At 61.5% G+C, this 19,115-nt stretch carries 18 protein-coding genes; 8 read left to right on the plus strand and 10 right to left on the minus strand.

The genetic code is table 11. The features are described 5' to 3' along the window. Positions 1–19: 19 nt before the first annotated feature. From tyrA to glpT, 6 genes are all read right to left on the minus strand, one after another. Positions 20–1,159 carry a bifunctional chorismate mutase/prephenate dehydrogenase gene (gene tyrA / locus ACFWHB_RS14015; RefSeq protein ID WP_395948688.1) on the minus strand — a complete coding sequence of 380 codons (1,140 nt, stop codon included), beginning with the start codon at positions 1,157–1,159 and terminating at the stop codon, positions 20–22. Between the two features lie 118 nt (positions 1,160–1,277). Further along, positions 1,278–2,351 (minus strand): 3-deoxy-7-phosphoheptulonate synthase, encoded by a 1,074-nt coding sequence (locus ACFWHB_RS14020; protein ID WP_111912616.1) that lies wholly within the window; start codon positions 2,349–2,351, stop codon positions 1,278–1,280. A 331-nt stretch (positions 2,352–2,682) separates the two neighbouring features. After that, on the minus strand, positions 2,683–3,762 hold the full coding sequence (glpQ, locus tag ACFWHB_RS14025; protein WP_395948689.1) for a glycerophosphodiester phosphodiesterase: 1,080 nt from the start codon (positions 3,760–3,762) through the stop codon (positions 2,683–2,685). A gap of 100 nt (positions 3,763–3,862) precedes the next feature. Then, the gene (gene glpD / locus ACFWHB_RS14030) at positions 3,863–5,350 is read right to left on the minus strand and encodes a glycerol-3-phosphate dehydrogenase (RefSeq protein WP_395948690.1); all 1,488 of its coding nucleotides are present in this window, start codon (positions 5,348–5,350) and stop codon (positions 3,863–3,865) included. A gap of 421 nt (positions 5,351–5,771) precedes the next feature. Further along, complete coding sequence (locus ACFWHB_RS14035) at positions 5,772–6,530, minus strand: DeoR/GlpR family transcriptional regulator (protein WP_395948691.1); 759 nt, start codon at positions 6,528–6,530, stop codon at positions 5,772–5,774. A 100-nt stretch (positions 6,531–6,630) separates the two neighbouring features. After that, positions 6,631–7,989, minus strand: coding sequence for a glycerol-3-phosphate transporter (glpT, locus tag ACFWHB_RS14040; RefSeq protein WP_111912610.1), 1,359 nt, complete (start codon positions 7,987–7,989; stop codon positions 6,631–6,633). Between the two features lie 488 nt (positions 7,990–8,477). Between glpT and ACFWHB_RS14045 the strand changes: the two genes are divergently transcribed. Further along, the gene (locus ACFWHB_RS14045; RefSeq protein WP_005327692.1) at positions 8,478–9,326 is read left to right on the plus strand and encodes an MIP/aquaporin family protein; all 849 of its coding nucleotides are present in this window, start codon (positions 8,478–8,480) and stop codon (positions 9,324–9,326) included. A 29-nt stretch (positions 9,327–9,355) separates the two neighbouring features. Further along, positions 9,356–10,858, plus strand: coding sequence for a glycerol kinase GlpK (gene glpK / locus ACFWHB_RS14050; RefSeq protein ID WP_395948692.1), 1,503 nt, complete (start codon positions 9,356–9,358; stop codon positions 10,856–10,858). Between the two features lie 193 nt (positions 10,859–11,051). Here glpK and ACFWHB_RS14055 read toward each other — a convergent pair whose 3' ends face one another. Beyond that, positions 11,052–11,954, minus strand: a complete 903-nt coding sequence (locus ACFWHB_RS14055) for a LysR family transcriptional regulator (protein WP_168235414.1) — start codon at positions 11,952–11,954, stop codon at positions 11,052–11,054. A gap of 190 nt (positions 11,955–12,144) precedes the next feature. Between ACFWHB_RS14055 and ACFWHB_RS14060 the strand changes: the two genes are divergently transcribed. The 6 genes from ACFWHB_RS14060 (at position 12,145) to ACFWHB_RS14085 (ending at position 16,138) form a co-directional block, all read left to right on the plus strand. Continuing rightward, the gene (locus tag ACFWHB_RS14060) at positions 12,145–12,519 is read left to right on the plus strand and encodes a DUF6404 family protein (protein WP_168235415.1); all 375 of its coding nucleotides are present in this window, start codon (positions 12,145–12,147) and stop codon (positions 12,517–12,519) included. 38 nt (positions 12,520–12,557) lie between these two features. Continuing rightward, a complete protein-coding gene (locus ACFWHB_RS14065) occupies positions 12,558–12,914 on the plus strand; it encodes a VOC family protein (protein WP_395948693.1) in 357 nt (118 codons plus the stop codon). A gap of 70 nt (positions 12,915–12,984) precedes the next feature. Beyond that, positions 12,985–13,185: a DUF1737 domain-containing protein gene (locus tag ACFWHB_RS14070; protein ID WP_163148514.1), complete on the plus strand. Its 201-nt coding sequence runs from the start codon at positions 12,985–12,987 to the stop codon at positions 13,183–13,185. 118 nt (positions 13,186–13,303) lie between these two features. Beyond that, positions 13,304–13,594, plus strand: coding sequence for a putative quinol monooxygenase (locus ACFWHB_RS14075; RefSeq protein WP_163148515.1), 291 nt, complete (start codon positions 13,304–13,306; stop codon positions 13,592–13,594). Between the two features lie 89 nt (positions 13,595–13,683). Beyond that, the gene (gene dkgB / locus ACFWHB_RS14080; RefSeq protein ID WP_163148516.1) at positions 13,684–14,487 is read left to right on the plus strand and encodes a 2,5-didehydrogluconate reductase DkgB; all 804 of its coding nucleotides are present in this window, start codon (positions 13,684–13,686) and stop codon (positions 14,485–14,487) included. A gap of 478 nt (positions 14,488–14,965) precedes the next feature. Then, entirely contained in the window at positions 14,966–16,138 is a 1,173-nt protein-coding gene (locus tag ACFWHB_RS14085) for an MFS transporter (RefSeq protein ID WP_395948694.1), read from the plus strand. Between the two features lie 66 nt (positions 16,139–16,204). Here ACFWHB_RS14085 and cydX read toward each other — a convergent pair whose 3' ends face one another. The 3 genes from cydX to ACFWHB_RS14100 are packed head-to-tail and all read right to left on the minus strand — an operon-like array spanning position 16,205 to position 19,041. Beyond that, positions 16,205–16,318, minus strand: coding sequence for a cytochrome bd-I oxidase subunit CydX (gene cydX, locus ACFWHB_RS14090; RefSeq protein ID WP_025326454.1), 114 nt, complete (start codon positions 16,316–16,318; stop codon positions 16,205–16,207). A gap of 24 nt (positions 16,319–16,342) precedes the next feature. Next, positions 16,343–17,470 (minus strand): cytochrome d ubiquinol oxidase subunit II, encoded by a 1,128-nt coding sequence (cydB, locus tag ACFWHB_RS14095; RefSeq protein ID WP_395948695.1) that lies wholly within the window; start codon positions 17,468–17,470, stop codon positions 16,343–16,345. Beyond that, positions 17,470–19,041 carry a cytochrome ubiquinol oxidase subunit I gene (locus ACFWHB_RS14100; RefSeq protein ID WP_163148519.1) on the minus strand — a complete coding sequence of 524 codons (1,572 nt, stop codon included), beginning with the start codon at positions 19,039–19,041 and terminating at the stop codon, positions 17,470–17,472. Before ACFWHB_RS14100 ends, cydB begins: the two co-directional genes overlap by 1 nt. Between the last annotated feature and the right edge of the window lie 74 nt (positions 19,042–19,115).

Consider the following 19,115-nt stretch of genomic DNA (forward strand, 5'->3'; position numbering starts at 1 on the left):
TTGCTATGGATGCGTGCCGTCAGCCATGGTGACGACGGTCGTTGGCCTGGGCCAGCAGGGTGCGGCTCTCGCGCAGGAACTCGTCGGCATGTTCGCCGAAGAAGCCGGACACTTGCGAGAAGGCCTCGATGAAGCCGGCTCTGTCCCCCCGCTCCAGCAGCCCCAGCGCCTCGCCGAAGTTCTGGTAGTAACGGCGGATCATCGCCAGGTTCTGCGGTGACGACAATATGATGTCGGCATAGAGGTGGGGATCCTGGGCAAACAGCCGCCCCACCATGGCTAGCTCCAGCCGGTAGATGGGGGAACTCAGGGCCAGCAGACGGTCGATGTTGGCCTGCTCCCGGGAGAGGTGCCAGCCGTAGGCGAAGGTGGCGAAGTGGCGCAGCGCCTGGATGAGGGTCATGGCCTCGTCGTGGGCCTTGGCCTCCACCTGCTGCAGCCGCGCGCCCCAGATGGTCATCTGATCCAGCAGCCACTGGCTGGCGGCAGGGTCACGGCCCTGGCAGCAGACGATCACCTGCTTGGCCAGGCTCGCCACATCCGGCCCGAACATGGGGTGCAGCCCCAATACCGGGCCTTTGTGCACTGCCAGCATATGCTCGAGCGGCGCCGCCTTCACACTGGTGACGTCCACCAGCAGGCAATCTGCTGGCAGCTTGCCGAGCCGGTCGATGATCTGGCAGGTGATGTCGATGGGCACCGCCACCATCACCAGACCCGCATCGGCGAGGATCTCGTCAGAGCGCGGCCAGTCGCCCTGCTCCAGGGTCTCGACCCGGTAGCCGGAGAGGCCGAACATCTGGCCGAACAAGCGGCCAAGCTGACCCTGGCCGCCGATGATGACCACCTTGCCAAGATCCGGCTTCATGCACTTGAAGTGGTTCTCTTTTTCGCTGGCCGACTCGAGGATGTAGGATTCACGCATCACCCTGCGCAACACATCTTCGATGAGATCGCCGGGCACCCCCAGCAGTTCGGCCTCGGCGCGGCGGCGAGCCAGCATGCTCGCCTCCCTGTCCGGCGCATAGATGGGCAGGCCGTGGCGGCTCTTCACTTCACCCACTTCCCCCACCAGGGCCAGACGGGCGGCCAGCAGATCAATAAGCTGCCTGTCCACCACATCTATCTTGTCCCTGAGGGCATTCAACTCTTCAGCCATATCCAGTCCCTGCCGGCGCCGCTGGCGGCGGCGCCCTGTGATTCAAGAGGCAACAAGGTATCACTGCGTGGGCAGTGATACCTCTATGGTTCAATCAGTTACGACAAGATACCACTACTTACAGCGCGGTTCTGCTCTTGAGCGGCGCCGCCAGCTGGCTGTGGCAGCGGGCCAGCAGGGTTGCCGTGGTCTCCCAGTCGATGCAGGCATCGGTGATGGAGACGCCATAGCGCATCTGCTCCTTGGGCTGCTCGCTGGACTGGTTGCCCTCGAACAGGTTGGATTCGAGCATCACCCCTATGACGGAGCGGTTGCCCTCCTGTATCTGGTGGATGACGTTGTCGGCCACCTTGGGTTGCAGGCGGTGATCCTTGCTGGAGTTGCCGTGGCTGCAATCCACCACCAGACCGGGCAGCAGACCCGCCTTTTCCAGCGCCTCTTCCGCCAGCGACACATTGACCGAATCGTAGTTCGGGTGCTTGCCACCGCGCAGGATCACATGGCCATCCGGGTTGCCCTGGGTCTGCAGCAGCGCGACCTGACCCTGCTGGTTGATCCCCATGAAGGCGTGGGGGCTGGAGGCCGCCTGCAGCGCGTTGATGGCGGTCCCCAGGTTGCCGTCGGTACCGTTCTTGAAGCCGACCGGCATGGAGAGGCCGGAGGCCATCTCCCTGTGAGTCTGGGATTCTGTGGTACGGGCGCCTATAGCCGACCAGGAGAAGAGCTCCGCCAGGTATTGGGGGCTGATGGGATCGAGCGCCTCGGTCGCGAGCGGCAATTCCAGCTCCGCCAGCCAGCAGAGCAGCTCGCGGGCGCGGTGCAGCCCCAACTCAACGTCGAAGGTGCCGTCGAGATTCGGGTCGTTGATAAAGCCCTTCCAGCCGACAGTGGTGCGTGGCTTCTCAAAGTAGACCCGCATGACAATGTAGAGAGAGTCCTGGTAGGCATCATGCAGCGCTTTGAGTCTGGTTGCGTACTCTTTGGCGGCGTCCATGTCGTGAATGGAGCAGGGTCCACAGATCACCAGCAGGCGGTGATCCCGACGGTGGATGATGTCGGCTATGGTATTGCGGGCCCCTTGCACGAATGCCAGCGCCTTGTCGGAGATGGGTAACTTCTCCTTGAGCTGGGCAGGCGTGATCATCACTTGTTCGGACTGGATATGGATGTTGTTCAGGGGGTCTCTTTGCATTTTCTCATTCTCTCTACTGTATTTAAGCCAATTGCGCCAAGGTGTATTTATTTATTTACACAAGTCAGCGCTTTGTTACGCAACCGCCCTCACCTTACCAAGGAAAAACAAACAATCAAGTGAAACTAGCGGTTTACTGCATCAACAGATGGATTAATGACCACTCCCGTGACCAAAACAGCCAGAAAGTAGCGTGCAAAAGCCCCTCTGCACCACGAAAATCGTAAACAAATAATTACACCCTACGCCTCATCACTCCCGGGGCTGGCCTGCCGCCATAAAAAAGCGGGGCACCTGGCCCCGCTTGCGTTCCCGTGTTGCTCTTCTTTTATTATTTGCCGTGGGCCTTGATGACCGCCACCGCCTTGTCCGGGAAGTCGCTGAACACCCCGTCCACATCCGCCTGATAGAGGAAAATGTTGAGCAGGTCGGTGAAGTCTTTCGCATAGGCCGGGATCTGCCCCTGATCCTGGCGGAAGGTATAAGGGTGCACCTTGAGGCCGGCGGCGTGGGCCTCCTTCACCATGGTGGTGAACACCGGCTTGCCGAGCGTGCCCGGCTCTGTGACTATCATCGGCTTCCAGGGGCCTATGCCGTCGGCGTAGCCGGCTATGGTCTTCATGGCCCCCGGCTTGAACATCCAGTCATAGTCGTAGGGGGTCGCCTTGCCCTTGGTGTCGTAGACCATGGTCTCATTCCAGTCGGTCTCGGCCATCAGCTGCACCAGCTTCAGGTCCATGCCCAGCGCCGGCATCAGCTCGCCGTTGATGCGCTTGAGCTCATCCACATCGAAGCTCTGCAGATAGACTTTGTCGTCCTTGCCGGTGTAGCCGTACTCCTTGAGCACGGTAAGCACGGCTTTCGAAATGTCCTTGCCCTCGTGGCGGAACAGCCAGGGGGCCTTGATCTCCGGGTAGATACCTATGTTGTTGCCGGTGCTCTTGTTGAGCCCCTGGATCATCTCTATCTCTTCCTGGAAGGTGTGGATCTTGAAGCTGGACTTCCACAACGGGAAGCGGGCCGGATAGACGGGCACCTGCTTGCCATCCACCAGCTGGAAGGGCTCCGTCATGCGCAGGGAGCGCACCTCGGCCAGGGTGAAGTCCACCACATAGTAACGACCGTCCGGACGGGCACGGCCGGGGAAGCGCGTCGCCACGTCCGTGATGCCATCGAGGAAGTGATCGTGCATCACCACCAGCTGGTCATCCCTGGTCATCACCAGGTCCTGCTCCAGGTAGTCGGCCCCCATGCCATAAGCCAGCGCCTTGGACTCCAGGGTGTGCTCGGGCAGATAGCCGGAGGCGCCACGGTGGGCGATCACTATCTTGCCGTCATCGGCGGCCAGGGCGGGCAATGCGAGGGCAACCCCGAGGCCAAGGGCCACCAGGGAGAGGTGAGGTTGTTTCATAAAAACGGCTCTTTGTTATTGTTTATTGGATGTAGGTAGTTGTTATAGCAGAGGTTTATTGCAGTTTATCGGCGGGCGGCCAGGGCCGCCCGCCTTGTCATCAGCTTGCCTTGGGCAAGGCGTGATGGTGTTGCTCCAGCCAGGCGTGCAGTTGCTGCTGTTCGGTATCGGAGAGGCGCAGCCCCAGCTTGCTGCGGCGCCACAGTATGTCTTCCATCGAATGGGCCCACTCGCGGCTGATCAGATAGCGCACTTCCGACTCGTACAGCCCGGCACCAAAGTGCTGACCGCGCTCTTCGTGCAACCAGAGACGGGCGTGACTGCCATAGGCCTCGGCGATGCGGCGGGCGCTGCGCTCATCCAGCCAATCGAATTCGAGCATATAGGCACGAGCCAGCTCGGCGGTGGAGCAGTCGAACTCGCCGCCGGGCAGACGGCTGCAGGCCGTCCAGTCATCCCCCATCTGGCTGAACCAGGGCTTGAGCTTGTTGCAGGCGGCCTGGGCCAGCTTGCGATAGGTGGTGAGCTTGCCGCCAAACACGGACAGGAGCGGCGCCCCGTCGGATTCACCGGAGAGCTCCAGGGTGTAGTCGCGGGTCACCGCCTGGGGAGAGTCGGACTCGTCATCGCAGAGCGGCCGCACCCCGGCATAGGTCCAGATGACCTCGGAGGGCGCAATCTGGCGGGTGAAGTGGGCGTTGACCACCTTGCACAGGTAATTGATCTCGGCCTCGCTGATCCTCGCCTCCCGCGGGCTGCCATGGTGCTCCACGTCCGTGGTGCCGATGAGGGAGTAGTCCTGCTGGTAGGGGATGACGAAGACGATGCGGTTGTCCTCGTTTTGCAGGATATAGGCCTCTTCGCGCTCATGGATGCGCGGCACTATGATGTGGCTGCCCTTGATGAGGCGGATGCCACGCGGAGATTTCTCGTGCAGGCTCTCGTCATAGAAGGTCTTGACCCAGGGACCGGCCGCATTGACCAGGCCACGGCAGGTGACATTGAACTGCTCGCCCCCGTCCCGCTCCAGGGTCAGGGTCCAGTGTTTGGATCCGCGCACCGCCTTGACGCAGCGGGTGCGGGTCTGCACCTCGGCGCCCTTGTCCCGGGCCATCATGGCGTTGAGCACCACCAGGCGGGCGTCATCGACCCAGGCGTCCGAGTACTCGAAGCCCTTGTTGATGCCGCTCTTGAGGCCATCTTGCGGCAGGAAGCGCAGACCGCAGCTGCCCTTGAGCTTGTCGCGCTTGGCCAGGTTGTCGTAGAGGAAGAGGCCGGCGCGGATCATCCAGGCCGGGCGCAGGTGCGGGCGGTGCGGCAAGCGAAAACGCATGGGACGGGCGATGTGCGGCGCCATGCCGAGCAGCACCTCCCGCTCCGCCAGCGCCTCTTTCACCAGCCTGAATTCGTAATGTTCGAGATAGCGCAAGCCACCGTGGATCAGCTTGCTGGAGTTGGACGAGGTGGCCGAGGCGAGATCCTGCGCCTCGAACAGCGCCACCTTCAGCCCCCGCCCCGCCGCATCCGCCGCAATGCCGACCCCGTTGATGCCGCCGCCGACGACGACCAGATCATAATGTTCGCTCATGTTCACCTACTTTCTTATTTTGTGTTCGCCATGCCGGCAATGTTTGATTTCGCTCATATTAGAACATGAAAAAATGATAAACGAACATTTTATGAGGGAAATGTGATCGCGATTGTTCTGACAATGCTAAAAATGCTGCCGGTCGGTGACAAGATGCCACCCCGAGCCTTGCCATGGCACCTACTGCCAGGGCGAATCTGCCGCAGCGGATGCGGGCGCGGCTGCCCGAGGCCGACAGGGCCCGACTCTGAGAGGGCCACCAGCACAGAGACACACCACGCAGGACGAGGAGAGAGCCGTTGTTTTTAGCTCAAGCCTCGCAGCGGCCAGCCGAGACGGCGCCACAGGGACAAAGGGGAAAGGTAGCAGGAGCAAGGCGGCCGCCCGGTGGCGGCCTGATGCTAATACGGCGTGGGGAGACTCAGCAGATGTGGCAGGCTATCTGATGCTGGGACATCAGTCGCATCAACTTCTCGGGCGGCTCCTGATCCGTGAACAGGGCGTGGATCTGGTTGAGGTTGCCGAGGTTGACCATGGCATTGCGGCCGAACTTGGTGTGGTCGGCGGCCAGAAACACCTGGCGGGAGTGGGTTATGATGGCCTGGGCTATCTTCACCTCGTGGTAGTCGAAATCGAGCAATGAGCCATCGTTGTCGATACCCGAGATGCCGATGACGCCATAGTCCATGCGGAACTGGCCGATGAAGTCACGGGTCGCCTCCCCGACGATGCCGCCATCCCGGTTGCGGATCTCGCCACCTGCGATGATGACGGTGAAGTCATCCTTGGCGGTGAGAATGCTGGCGACGTTGAGGTTGTTGGTGACCACACGCAGCTCCCGGTGATCCAGCAGGGCGCGGGCTATGGCTTCTGTGGTGGTGCCGATGTCGATGAAGAGCGACGAGCCGTCCGGAATGTTGGCGGCCACCTCACGAGCGATGCGCTCCTTCTCCTTGAGCTGCATCACCTTGCGGGCGCTGTAGGCGGTATTGACGGTACTCGAATGCAGGGAGGCCCCGCCGTGATGGCGCCTTATCTTGTTCTGCTCGGCGAGATCGTTCAGATCCCGGCGAATGGTCTGGGGGCTGACGTCAAAATGGGTCACCAGATCGTCGGTCGAGACAAAGCCCTGCCTTGTCAGGACGTCCAGGATCTCCAGATGTCGTTGGGTTTGCTTCACGCTTGCACTCCGCTTGAGAGACGAAAAAAGGCCCCGGCGATGCGGGGCCTTTGGCAGTGTACCCTATCCCTTTTCGGACTGATAAGGGTAGGATCACGTTTTATGCCTTGTCGGCAGCGGCCTTCTTGGCAGCGACGGCGATGTTCTCGTGCTTGAGGGTCATTGCCAGCAGCACTATGGAGAGCACGCAAGATGCGGTCAGCACCATGAAACCGCCGTCCCAGCCGAAGTGGTCGACTGTGTAGCCCAGCATGGCGTTGGCCGCCACGGCGCCACCCAGATAACCGAACAACCCGGTGAAGCCCGCCGCTGTACCGGCCGCCTTCTTCGGCGCCAGCTCCAGGGCATAGAGACCGATCAGCATGACGGGGCCATAGATCAGGAAGCCGATGGCGACCAGTGCCAGCATGTCGACGGTGGGGTTGCCCGCCGGGTTGAGCCAGTAGACCAGCACAGCCAGGGTCACCAGCACCATGAAGAGTATGCCGGCCGGGGCGCGGCGGCCCTGGAACATCTTGTCAGAGATCCAGCCGCACAGCAGGGTGCCCGGAATACCGGCCCACTCGTACAGGAAATAGGCCCAGGAGGAGTGATCCACGCTGAAGTCTTTGGCTTCTTTCAGGTAGGTCGGCGCCCAGTCCAGCACACCGTAACGAATGAGATAAACGAAGGCGTTGGCAATGGCGATGTACCACAAGAGCTTGTTGTGCAGCACGTACTTGACGAAGATCTCCTTGGCGGAAAACTCCTGCTCGTGACTCTCGTTGTAATCCTTCGGGTAGTCGTCCTTGTACTCCTCGATGGGGGGCAGACCCACGGATTGCGGGGTATCACGCATCACGAAGAAGGCGATCACCGCAATGGCGGCGGCAGCAGCAGCCGGTACATAGAAGGCACTGCGCCAGTCATTGAACCAGCCCATCCCCAGGATGAACAGCGGACCTATCATGCCGCCGCCCACGTTGTGGGCCACGTTCCAGACCGCGACCACTTCGCCCCGCTCCTTCTGTGACCACCAGTGCACCATGGTGCGACCACAGGGCGGCCAGCCCATGCCCTGAACCCAGCCGTTGAGGAACAGCAGCACGAACATGATGGCGATGCTGGAGGTAGCCCAGTGCACTGTCCCCATCATGAACATGATGCCGGCCGAGAGCAGCAGGCCGGCGGAGAGGAAGTAGCGCGCATTGGAGCGATCCGACACGTTCCCCATCAGGAATTTGGAGAGACCGTAGGCAATGGAGACGCCGGACAGGGCCAGGCCCAGATCACCGCGGGAGAAGCCCTGCTCGATGAGGTAGGGCATCGCCAGACTGAAGTTCTTGCGCACCAGGTAGTAGCCGGCATAACCGAAGAAGATCCCGAAAAACACCTGCCAGCGCATGCGTTTGTAGAAGGGATCCACCTTGTCGGCCGGTAGCCGCTCTATGTGGGGTGCAGGCCTGAAGAGACTAAGCATGTTCTGCTTCCTTATTGTTGTTATGGGCGGTTGAGGGTGCCCCGATCATGCCTGCGACCAGATGAGTCCTTATTCGCAAGCGAGCCTATTGTGCTCACTTGTGAACATTCAATCTGTGATGAAGGCTAAATTATTGCAGTTTTATTACAAAAAATGTCACCTGATGAGTGATCGCTCATCGGCCGCCAGCCCTTGCAGGGCAAGGAATATGGCTACCCACTAAGGAGTATTAACGCCGCTAACAGTTGCTTTTCGTCACATTTTCTTAGCAATGAATGGGATCTTGTCCACATTTCCGGTGGCGGGGGTCTGGTGAATTGGCACAGAAGGTTTATTTTCTCTCTCGTCCAAGAACGAGCGCAAACGAGCATAACGTTTGCGTCAGCTCAAATAACAAGAAGAAACGTTTTCGGACGCAAAAAATGGGAATGCAAGATAACGAAACGGAACATCAAACCTACTCTGGGTGGATATAAGGAATAACAACTATGAGCATACAAAGACCCAATACCCTGCTCGGCGAGTGCCTCGCCGAGTTTATCGGCACCGGCCTGCTGATCTTCTTCGGCGTCGGTTGCGTGGCAGCCCTGGTGCTGGCTGGCGCCAACTTCGGGCAATGGGAAATCTCCATTACCTGGGGCCTGGGGGTCGCCATCGCCATCTATGTGACCGGCGGCATCTCTGGCGCCCACCTGAACCCGGCGGTGACCCTGGCGCTGATGACCTTCTGCGGCTTCGACAAGCGCAAGGTAGTGCCCTTCATCATCGCCCAGATAGCGGGTGCCTTCGCCTCCGCCGCCCTGGTCTACTTCCTCTATGGCAACCTCTTCACCCAGTGGGAACTGACCCACAACGTGGTGCGCGGCAGCGTAGAGAGCCTCGGCACCGCCGGCATCTTCTCCACCTACCCCAATGCCCTGCTCTCCAACATGCAGGCATTCGCGGTCGAGCTGGTGATCACCGCCGTCCTGATGCTGGGCATCATGGCGCTGGGTGACAACAACAACGGTGCCCCCAAAGGCTTCGCGGCCGCCCTGCTGATCGGCATACTGATCGCGGTGATCGGCGCCTCCCTCGGCCCCTTGACCGGTTTTGCCATGAACCCGGCCCGTGACTTTGGTCCCAAACTGTTCGCCTTCTTTGCAGGCTGGGGCGATGTGGCCCTGACCGGCGGTCGCGACAACCCCTACTTCTGGGTTCCCATCCTCGGCCCCATAGTCGGCGCCCAGCTGGGTACCGCTCTGTATGTGAAAGTGCTGGCTCCCTGCGTCCCGGGCAACCGTGTCGTGACCGAAGAAGCCGCCAAGCTGTCCAATAAAGAAGAGGCCGCCGCCTAAGAGCGGTCCCCCCAAACGTGGAGAACATCATGTCTGCTGAAAAGAAATTTGTCGTCGCGCTGGATCAAGGTACCACCTCCTCCCGTGCCATAGTGTTCGATCAGGACGCCAACATAGTCGCGACCTCACAGCGCGAATTCACCCAGCACTACCCCAAGGCGGGCTGGGTTGAGCACGACCCCATGGAGATCTGGGCGACCCAGTCCTCCGTCTTCACCGAGGTGCTGGCCAAGAGCGGCCTGCACAGCGAGCAGATCGCCGCCATCGGCATCACCAACCAGCGTGAAACCACCGTTGTCTGGGAGAAAGCCACCGGCAAGCCCATCTACAACGCCATCGTCTGGCAGTGCCGGCGCACCGCGGCCATCTGTGAAGAGCTGAAAGCCCGCGGCCTGGAAGAGTACGTACGCGAAAATACCGGCCTGGTGCTGGACGCCTACTTCTCCGGCACCAAGGTGAAGTGGATCCTGGACAACGTGGAAGGGGCCCGCGAGAAGGCGATGAACGGCGAGCTGCTGTTCGGCACCATAGACACCTGGCTGGTGTGGAAGATGACCAACGGCGAAGTGCACGTCACCGACCCGACCAACGCCTCCCGCACCATGCTCTACAACATCCGCGATCTGAAGTGGGACCAGCGGATGCTGGACGAGCTGGGCATCCCCGCCTCCATGCTGCCCGAGGTCAAACCCTCCTCCGAGGTGTATGGCTACACCACCCGTGGCGGCGGCTCCCGCATCCCCATCGCCGGCATCGCCGGTGACCAGCAGTCTGCCCTGTTCGGCCAGCTCTGCTTCGAGAAGGGGATGGCCAAGAACACCTATGGCACCGGCTGCTTCCTGCTGATGAACACCGGCACAGAGCCTGTTCGCTCCAACAACGGCCTGCTGACCACTGTCGCCATCGGCCCGAAAGGGGAAGTGAACTACGCGCTGGAAGGGGCTGTCTTTATGGGCGGCGCCACCATCCAGTGGCTGCGTGACGAGCTCAAGATCATCCACGATGCCCGCGACACCGACTACTTCGCGAGCAAGGTGGGGGACACCAACGGCGTCTACCTGGTACCGGCCTTCGTGGGCCTGGGCGCCCCCTACTGGGATCCCTATGCTCGCGGCACCATGGTCGGCCTGACCCGTGGCGCCAACCGCAACCACATCATCCGCGCCGCGCTGGAGTCCATCGCCTACCAGAGCCGCGACGTGCTGGATGCCATGCAGCAGGACTCCGGCATCAAGCTGGCCGCGCTCAAGGTTGACGGTGGCGCCGTCGCCAACGACTTCCTGATGCAGTTCCAGGCTGACATGATGCACACCCCTGTGGTGCGTCCGACCCGCATCGAGACCACCGCCATGGGCGCCGCCTTCCTGGCAGGCCTCGCCGTCGGCTTCTGGAAGAGCTCCGACGAGCTGGAAGACAAGTTCAGCGTGGACAGGGAGTTCATCCCCCAGATGGACAAAGCCGATCGCGCCAAGCGTTACAGCGGCTGGCAAAAAGCGGTCGAACGCTCACGCCGCTGGGCCGAAGAGGATTAATCGGGCAGCCGATGCATCCTTGAGATGAAAACGAACGAGGCCGACAGCGATGTCGGCCTCTTTTTATTGGCGAGCGCGGGTGTTCTGACCGCACCTGACCCCAGCCCTCCGCTTGCCAAGGGGTGGGAGAAAATGACCCCACCCCCTAGTGGAGGGGGAGGCCGGGAGGGGGGTGGCACTGTAGGCATGCCCTCTACAACGCCTCGGCGCCGAGCTGCTCTCTCAGGAAGTCGAGCCAGACCCGCAGCCGGATATCCCGCTGGGCATCGGAGTAGAAGACCGCATGAATGGGGCGCGAGGCGCCGCTGTTGCTGCGGGCCAGCACCTCCACCAGGGCGCCGCTCGCCCTGTCCTCTCCCGTCATGAAGTCCGACAGGCAGACGATCCCCTGCCCTCTGAGCGCCAGCTGGCGCAGGGTCTCGCCGCTGCTGGCCCTCAGGGTCGGGGTGATGGCGAACCTGTCCCCCTGCTCAGTGCTGAGCAGGGGCCAGTGGTTGAGGTGATCGGGGTGCAAAAAGCCGAGCAGCTCGTGGCCTGCCAGCAAGTCAGCTGGCTGGCGCGGGGTGCCGCGCGCCTTCAGATAGTCGGGGGACGCGAGCAGCCGCAGCTTGGATCGCCCGAGCGGCAGGGCACGCAGGGAGGAGTCCGTCAGCTCGCCGATACGAATGGCCATGTCCACCCGCCGCTCCATCAGGTTGATGAAGCCCTCAGAGCTGTGCAGTTGCAGCTCTATGCCGGGGTAGCGGCGGCGAAACTCCCCTATGATGGGCACCAGCCGGTGCAGGATGAAGGGGGTGGCGGCGTCCACCCGCAATATGCCCTCCGGCTGCTCCCGGCGCATCAGCAGATGGCTCTCCGCCTCGCTCATCTCGGTCAGCACCTTCACCGCCCGCTGATAGAACCAGCTCCCCTCCTCGGTCAGGCTGACCCGCCGGGTGGTGCGATTGAGCAGCACCGTGGCGAGCTTCTCCTCCAACCGCTTGATGCCGCGGCTCACCACTGAGTTGTCCATGCCGAGGTTTTCCGCCGCCTGGCGAAAGCTGCCCGCCTCCACCACGGCCACGAACAGGGTCAATTCATCGGAATGGGTCTTCATTGTTGTCATCCTGGCAAGAGTCATGGGGCTTTATAGGCGCAATGGCCCTGGGTTGGCAAGGCAGGCGTCACCAGAGACGGATCTTGCCGTCCGCATAACGTGAGCAACCGCCTGTTTTGCTCCCGGCCTTGTGGATACAATGCCGAAAATTGGCATCGTATGGCGCCAAGCCATCGCAAGGATGAACATCATGAACTTCGAAGAGCGGTTGGCGGCAGCCCACCAGGAGCTTGAAAGCAAAGGCGTGTGGCACGCCAACTACAATCCCCCCTTGCTCAGACTGCTGCGCAGACTGGGCCTGCGACTCAGACCGCCCCACCATGAACGCTTTCTGGTCAACCTGCTTGCCTTTGGTCTGCCGACAGGTGCCATCTGGGGGATGTTGATGTGGTACCTCGGCTGGCAAGATGAGGTGAGTCCGGCCTTCGCCCTGCGCCAGAGCCTGCTGTTCGGCATAGGCTTCGGTCTGCTGATGGGAATCATCGTTTGGGTGCGCCGCAAGCAGCTCAAGCTGACCCCCTGGGACGCCTTGCCGCACTCCACGAACCGCACGCAAAAACGCTGACAACCGACATCACCACCGACATCGACAAGGAGACCCTTATGACCAAGGCCCATGAAAAACTGAACTATGTGGAGTTTGCAGCCAGGGATCTCGCCGCCACCAAGGCCTTCTTCGAGGCCGCCTTTGGCTGGCAGTTCGCGGACTACGGCCCCGACTACTGCGCCTTCGAAGGGGAAGGGCTGGACGGCGGCTTCTATCGTGCGGATCTGTGCGGCCAGAGCGCCCAGGGCGGCGCTCTCCTGGTGTTCTACAGCGCCGATATCGAGGAGACCCAGGCCAAGGTGCAGCACCATGGCGGCATCATCAACCGCCCGCTGTTTGACTTCCCCGGCGGCCGCCGCTTCCACTTTGTCGAACCCAGCGGCAACGAGTTTGCGGTCTGGTCAGAGGGATAACCCTCAGCGCAGCAGACATGTTATTTCAGAGAAATATTTTGACTTTTAATTTTAAATCAAGGCATTACCCATGAAGCTCTATCGATTTATTACTGGCCCTGATGATAAAGATTTTTGCATGCGGATCTCTGAATTGATGAACAAGGGCTGGGAGCTTCACCATGGCCCGGCACTGACCTTCAATGGAAATACTTGCATCGCAGGACAAGCCTTAACTAAAGAAGTCGCTGGCGAAGAATTCGCAATGCCCATAGATCTAACGAAATACTAATGTGTGGGTTCCCCCCTCCCTATTGCTGTTCTTTCCTCAATAGTGTTTTGCGACTGCTGCCCTGTATCCCCCAGTCTGCGGCGGGCATACTGACCGTCGTTTTAGCAAGGAGGTTCAGATGCCATCCCCCCTGATTGTGATTGCCGAGCTTGAGGCCAAGCCTGAATTCGCCGCCGAGTGTCGGGCCGCCCTGACGCCGCTCGTCAACGCCAGCCAGCAAGAGCCCGGGTGCCTTGGCTACCGGCTGCACCAGAGCCTTGAGAGTCCCCACGGCTGGATGATCCACGAGGAGTGGGAGAGCGAGGCGGCGCTCAGTGCCCACCAGCAGCAGCCCCATTTTCTCGCCTTCGTGGCCAACACCCGGGGCTGGTTTGCCAGCACCAGAGTTCGCCGCTATCAGCTAGCCTGAATCCAGCTGCGGCCTGTCCCCTGCCCGCCCTGGATGCGGGGATGGGCCGACAAAATATTGAGCGTAGAAACAATAACTTGAGGAATATAATGATGAAGATGCCCAACCTGGGTCTTGGTACCTTTCGCCTGAAAGATCAGCCCCTGCGCGACTCCCTGCTGCAGGGTCTGGATCTCGGCTATCGCCACATAGATACCGCCCAGATCTATGACAACGAGGCCGAAGTGGGCCAGCTGATGAGCGAAAGTGGCGTCCCCCGCCAGGATATCTACCTGACCACCAAGGTGTGGACCAGCGAGTTCGTCCCGGGCAAGGTGATCCCGAGCCTGGAGCTGAGCCTGGAGAAACTGCGCACCGACTATCTGGATCTTGCGCTTATTCACTGGCCCTCCCCCAAGGATGAGGTGCCGATGGCGGTCTACCTGGAGCAGTTGGCCGAGGCCAAGGCACAAGGCCTGACCCGGGAGATCGGGGTCTCCAACTTCACGGTCGCCCAGCTTAAAGAAGCCATCGCTATCCTGGGGCCGGGTGCCATCGCCCACCAGCAGGTGGAGATCCATCCCCTGCTGCAAAACCGCAAGGTGGTGGAGTTCTGCCAGGATCAGGGCATCGCCATCACCGCCTATATGCCGCTGGCCTATGGCAAGGTGCTGAGCGAGCCGCTGCTGATGGAGATAGGCAAGCGCCACGGCGTCTCGGCGGCCCAGGTGTCACTGGCTTGGCTGCTGGCCCAGGGCATGACGGTGATCCCGAGCTCCACCAAGCGGGAGAATCTCGCCGCCAACCTGGCCGCCCTCAAGGTGCAACTCAGCTCCGAGGAGATGGCACAGATTGCCACCCTGGAGCGAGGGGAGCGCTGCGCCAACCCGGACTTCGCCCCGAATTGGGATTAAACGGGAGAGGACGCATTGTATCTATCGCTGCGGCGGCGGATACCGGCAACCCTCACTAGCCAATTGCAACCACGAGCTATCCCCTCTCCCTGCGGGAGAGGGTTAGGGTGAGGGGCAAGCTACCTCCCCCTCATCCCCAACCCTTCTCCCGCAAGGGGAGAAGGGAGCAAATAACGCTCTAATGACATTCTTGAACACCAGCGGGAGGCCCAGTGCCTCCCGCTTTTTTTGTCTCCAATACCGCGCGCAGCAGCCCCTCTTCCCTTGCCCCTTTCCTCTTTATTCCCAGCTCGGTCTGTACGCCTTGCTTCTACGCGCTTTGTCTCCGCAGCCTCAGCCATTCCCTTTACCCCATTCCACGGATCCATTGCTGCTAATTTAGCAAAAGTAATTTGACGTTACCGTCATTTTTGCCAACAAAGCTCATCGGCATACTGGCGCCATTCTCCCGTCGGGAGCCACTATCCAAGGAGTTTGTATGCCACTGGCGTTATTTGCCCTCACCCTGAGTGCCTTCGCGATCGGCACCACCGAATTTGTAATAGTGGGGCTGATCCCCACCATAGCCGAGCAGCTCAATGTCTCGCTCCCCTCGGCGGGCCTGCTGGTCAGCCTCTACGCCCTGGGCGTCGCCATAGGCGCGCCTGTGCTGACGGCGCTCACCGGCAAGCTGCCGCGCAAGTGGCTGCTGGTGGGCCTGATGGCGCTCTTCACCGCCGGCAACCTGCTGGCCTGGCAGGCCCCCGGCTACGAGAGCCTGATCGTCGCCCGCATCCTCACCGGCCTGGCCCACGGGGTCTTCTTCTCGGTGGGTTCCACCATAGCCACGGGTCTGGTGGCCAAAGAGAAGGCGGCGAGCGCCATCGCCATCATGTTCAGCGGCCTGACCGTCGCCCTGGTGACAGGCGTGCCGCTCGGCACCTGGATTGGTCAGCAGTTCGGCTGGCGCGAGACCTTCCTGGTGGTGAGCGCACTCGGGGTCATCGCCATGGTCGGTAGCCTGCTGCTGATCCCGAGCAACCTGCCCAAGGGGACAGCCTCCACTATCCGCGAGCAGCTCGCCGTGCTGACCCACAAGCCCCTGCTGATGGTCTACGCCAAGACGGCCCTGGGTTACGGCGGCGCCTTCACCGCCTTTACCTTCCTCGCCCCCATCTTGCAGCAGGTGAGCGGTTTCGGTGCCAATGCGGTGAGCCTGATCCTGCTGGTGTACGGAGTCTCGGTGGCGGTCGGCAACATCTGGGGCGGCAAGCTGGCGGACAAGATGGGCCCGCTGCCCGCGCTGAAGCTGATGTTTGGCGGCCTGGCACTCATCCTGCTGATGCTCACCTTCACGGCGCCCCACCCTGTGCTGGCGGTGCTGACAGTGCTGGTGTGGGGCGCCTTCGCGTTTGGCAACGTGCCGGGCCTGCAGGTGCTGGTGGTGAAACAGGCCGAGCGCCATACCCCGAACGCCGTGGATGTCGCCTCCGGCCTCAACATCGCCGCCTTCAACGTCGGCATCGCCTTGGGCTCTGTCGTTGGCGGTTTTGTGGTGGAGCACCTGGGGTTGATGCACACCCCCTGGATTGGCGCGCTGATCGTGCTGCTGGCCTATGGCCTCACCCATGCAAGCGAGAAGCGCGAAGCCAAACTGGCGCTGGCAATCTAATCCGCCGCGCAAAAAAACAAAAAGGCCGACACCTGGTGTCGGCCTTTCTCGTTTTCAGGGGCGGGATCAAGGCTCCTTGAGATCCTCGTCCGCCGCCCAGCGCGCCTCCAGCCAGAGCAGATTGACCAGACCGCACAGCAGCGCAAACCCCAATCCCAGAATCCAGGTGAAATACCACATATCAAAAACTCCTCAATTCCCGTGTTAGTAGAGGCTATGGCCCTGCTGGCGCACCTGCTCGGTACTCATCTTGCCTCGCGCCACCCAGTAGACCCAGAGGGTGTAACCCAGGTTGATGGGCATCAGCACGGCGACTATCCCCAGCATGATGAGCAGGGTGCCCTCGCTGGAGGTGCCGTCCCACAGGGTCAGGCTGCTGGACGGATCCAGCGACGAGGGCAGCACGAAGGGGAATAGCGCTATGGCCACGGTCAGCATCATGGCGGCGCAGGCACCACCGCTGGCAAGGATCGCCAGCCGCGCCCGGCCAAGGTGGCTTGCCAGCGTGCTCAAGAGCGGCAGCAAGAGGCCGAGGACAGGCACAGCCCAGAGCACTGGGTGCGCCATGAAGTTGCCAAACCAGCCATCCGGCGCCGTCGTCACCTGCTTCATCAGCGGCGTCAGGGCGCTGTTGAGATCCCCAATCTCGGCTATCCGGTAACCACGCATCTGGCTGAGCCAGAGGCCGCCGAGGGCAAACAGGGCACTCGCCAGGGGCCCGAGCCAGCGGCTCTGGCGGGCGCAGCGCTCGGCTATCACCCCTTGGGTCTTGCACTGCAGGAAGCTGGCGCCGTGCAGCATCAGCAGGGCCAGCGCCGTACCCATGCAGGTGAAGAGCAGCGGCCAGTTGAAATCGAAGGCGCCGTAGTGGATGCGAAGGGCCGAATCGAAGCGAAACGGCAAGCCTTGCAACAGGAAGCCGATGGTTGCGCCAAACACCAGGGTCGGCAGCAGGGCACCCGTCACTAGGGCCCTGTCCCACCAGCGGCGCCAGAGCGGGTCCGGCAGCTTGCTGCGATAGTCAAAGCCGACCGGGCGCAGGAAGAGGCCAAACAGCAGGAACATGAAGGGCACATAGAGCGCCGAGAAAGCGGCGGCATAGACCAGGGGCCAGGCGGCGAACAGGGTGCCGGCACCGGCGATGAGCCACACCTGGTTACCCTCCCACACGGGGCCCACGCTGTTGAGCAGCACCCGCCGCTCCTCATCATTCTTGGCCACCACAGGGAGCAGCAGGCCGACCCCGAGATCGAAGCCGTCCATCACCACGAAGCCTATGAGCAGGAAGAGCACCAGCCCCCACCAGACGAGTTTCAGGGTTTCGTAATCCATCAGACAAGACTCCCGTTTTTCAACACTTCACCTTGATAACGACCCGTCTGCAGGCTGGCGGGCCCTTTGCGGATCACATGACGCAACAAGAACAGCTCCACCACCAGCAGGCTGCTGTAGATGAGGAAGATGGAGATGAGGCTGAACCAGAGTTGGCCCGGTTGCAGCAAGGAGACCGACGCCGACACCGGCAGCACGTCGCTGATGGTCCAGGGCTGGCGGCCGAACTCGGCCACGAACCAGCCCGCCTCTATGGCAATCCAGGGCAGGGGTATGCTCCAGAACAGGGCCTTGAGCAGGCGGGGCGATTGCACCAGCCTGCCCCGGCACAGTTGCAGGAAGGCGGCACCAAATAGCAGCAGCAACACCACCCCTATGCCCACCATCAGCCGGAAGCTCCAGAACAGCGGCGCCACCTGAGGGATGGAGTCGTCCACCGCCTTGGCTATGGCCCCCTCGTCCGCCTTGCCAATCTCCTTGGCGTAGGGGGTGAGCAAGAGGCCATAGCCGAGATCCGCGCGGTGGCGCTCGAAGGTGGCGCGGGCCTCGGCGTTGCCGCCGTCTTTCCGTATCGCTTCGAGCGCGTCGTGGGCCAGCATGCCGCTGCGAATGCGCACCTCGTGCTGCGCCTTCAGATCTTTCAAGCCAGTCACCTGCTCATCCAGGGAGCGGGTGGCTATGATGCCCATCAGATAGGGGATCTTGATGGCCGCGTGAGTGGTCTCGGCACTCTGATCCGGCAGGCCGAACAGGGTGAAGGAGGCAGGGGCGGGTTCGGTCTCCCACTCAGCCTCTATGGCGGCGAGCTTGACCTTCTGCACCTCCCCGGAGCGGTAGCCCGACTCGTCCCCGAGGACGATGACAGAGAGGATGGCGGCGAGACCAAAGCCCGAGGCGATGGCGAAGGATCGCAGGGCGAAGCGCACCTCCATGCGGCGCAGCAGATACCAGCTGCTCACCCCCATCACGAACAGGGAGGCCGCCACATAACCCGCCGCCACAGTGTGGACGAACTTGACCTGGGCCACCGGGTTGAAGATCACCGCCGCCACGTCCACCAGCTCCATGCGCATCGTCATGGGGTTGAACTCGGCGCCGACCGGGTTCTGCATCCAGCCGTTGGCGATGAGGATCCAGAGGGCGGAGAGGTTGGAGCCGAGCGCCACCAGCGCCGTCACCAGCAGGTGCTGGCCCCGGGAGAGCTTGTCCCAGCCGAAGAAGAAGAGGCCCACCAGGGTGGATTCCAGGAAGAAGGCCATCAGCCCCTCCACCGCCAGCGGGGTGCCGAAGATGTCGCCGACGTAGTGGGAGTAGTAGGCCCAGTTGGTCCCAAACTGGAACTCCAGGGTGATCCCCGTAGTGACCCCCATGACGAAGTTGATGCCAAACAGCTTGCCCCAGAAGCGGGTGATGTCCTTGTAGATCACCTTGCCGGTCATCACGTAGGCGGATTCGGCGATCACCAGGATCCAGGACAGCCCCAGGGTGAGGGGCACAAACAGAAAGTGGAACATCGCCGTCGCGCCGAACTGTATTCGGGAGAGGCTGACCACATCATCCAGGCTTATCATGCATGACTCTCTATGTTGCATTTAACAGACAGGTTTTCGCCCGTTAAGTACAACACGTGCCATGACACCTATAA

The organism is Aeromonas mytilicola subsp. aquatica (assembly GCF_044336385.1).
GTDB lineage: Bacteria > Pseudomonadota > Gammaproteobacteria > Enterobacterales > Aeromonadaceae > Aeromonas > Aeromonas rivipollensis.

Excerpts from the sequence above, each read along its gene's own strand:
- ACFWHB_RS14045 (WP_005327692.1), top strand. The coding sequence starts at position 8,478 with ATGAGCATACAAAGACCCAATACCCTGCTCGGCGAGTGCCTCGCCGAG.
- ACFWHB_RS14020 (WP_111912616.1), bottom strand. The coding sequence starts at position 2,351 with ATGCAAAGAGACCCCCTGAACAACATCCATATCCAGTCCGAACAAGTG.
- ACFWHB_RS14065 (WP_395948693.1), top strand. The coding sequence starts at position 12,558 with ATGACCAAGGCCCATGAAAAACTGAACTATGTGGAGTTTGCAGCCAGG.
- ACFWHB_RS14100 (WP_163148519.1), bottom strand. The coding sequence starts at position 19,041 with ATGATAAGCCTGGATGATGTGGTCAGCCTCTCCCGAATACAGTTCGGC.
- ACFWHB_RS14085 (WP_395948694.1), top strand. The coding sequence starts at position 14,966 with ATGCCACTGGCGTTATTTGCCCTCACCCTGAGTGCCTTCGCGATCGGC.
- ACFWHB_RS14055 (WP_168235414.1), bottom strand. The coding sequence starts at position 11,954 with ATGAAGACCCATTCCGATGAATTGACCCTGTTCGTGGCCGTGGTGGAG.
- glpT (WP_111912610.1), bottom strand. The coding sequence starts at position 7,989 with ATGCTTAGTCTCTTCAGGCCTGCACCCCACATAGAGCGGCTACCGGCC.
- ACFWHB_RS14075 (WP_163148515.1), top strand. The coding sequence starts at position 13,304 with ATGCCATCCCCCCTGATTGTGATTGCCGAGCTTGAGGCCAAGCCTGAA.
- cydB (WP_395948695.1), bottom strand. The coding sequence starts at position 17,470 with ATGGATTACGAAACCCTGAAACTCGTCTGGTGGGGGCTGGTGCTCTTC.
- tyrA (WP_395948688.1), bottom strand. The coding sequence starts at position 1,159 with ATGGCTGAAGAGTTGAATGCCCTCAGGGACAAGATAGATGTGGTGGAC.
- cydX (WP_025326454.1), bottom strand. The coding sequence starts at position 16,318 with ATGTGGTATTTCACCTGGATTCTGGGATTGGGGTTTGCGCTGCTGTGC.
- glpQ (WP_395948689.1), bottom strand. The coding sequence starts at position 3,762 with ATGAAACAACCTCACCTCTCCCTGGTGGCCCTTGGCCTCGGGGTTGCC.
- glpK (WP_395948692.1), top strand. The coding sequence starts at position 9,356 with ATGTCTGCTGAAAAGAAATTTGTCGTCGCGCTGGATCAAGGTACCACC.
- dkgB (WP_163148516.1), top strand. The coding sequence starts at position 13,684 with ATGATGAAGATGCCCAACCTGGGTCTTGGTACCTTTCGCCTGAAAGAT.
- glpD (WP_395948690.1), bottom strand. The coding sequence starts at position 5,350 with ATGAGCGAACATTATGATCTGGTCGTCGTCGGCGGCGGCATCAACGGG.
- ACFWHB_RS14070 (WP_163148514.1), top strand. The coding sequence starts at position 12,985 with ATGAAGCTCTATCGATTTATTACTGGCCCTGATGATAAAGATTTTTGC.
- ACFWHB_RS14060 (WP_168235415.1), top strand. The coding sequence starts at position 12,145 with ATGAACTTCGAAGAGCGGTTGGCGGCAGCCCACCAGGAGCTTGAAAGC.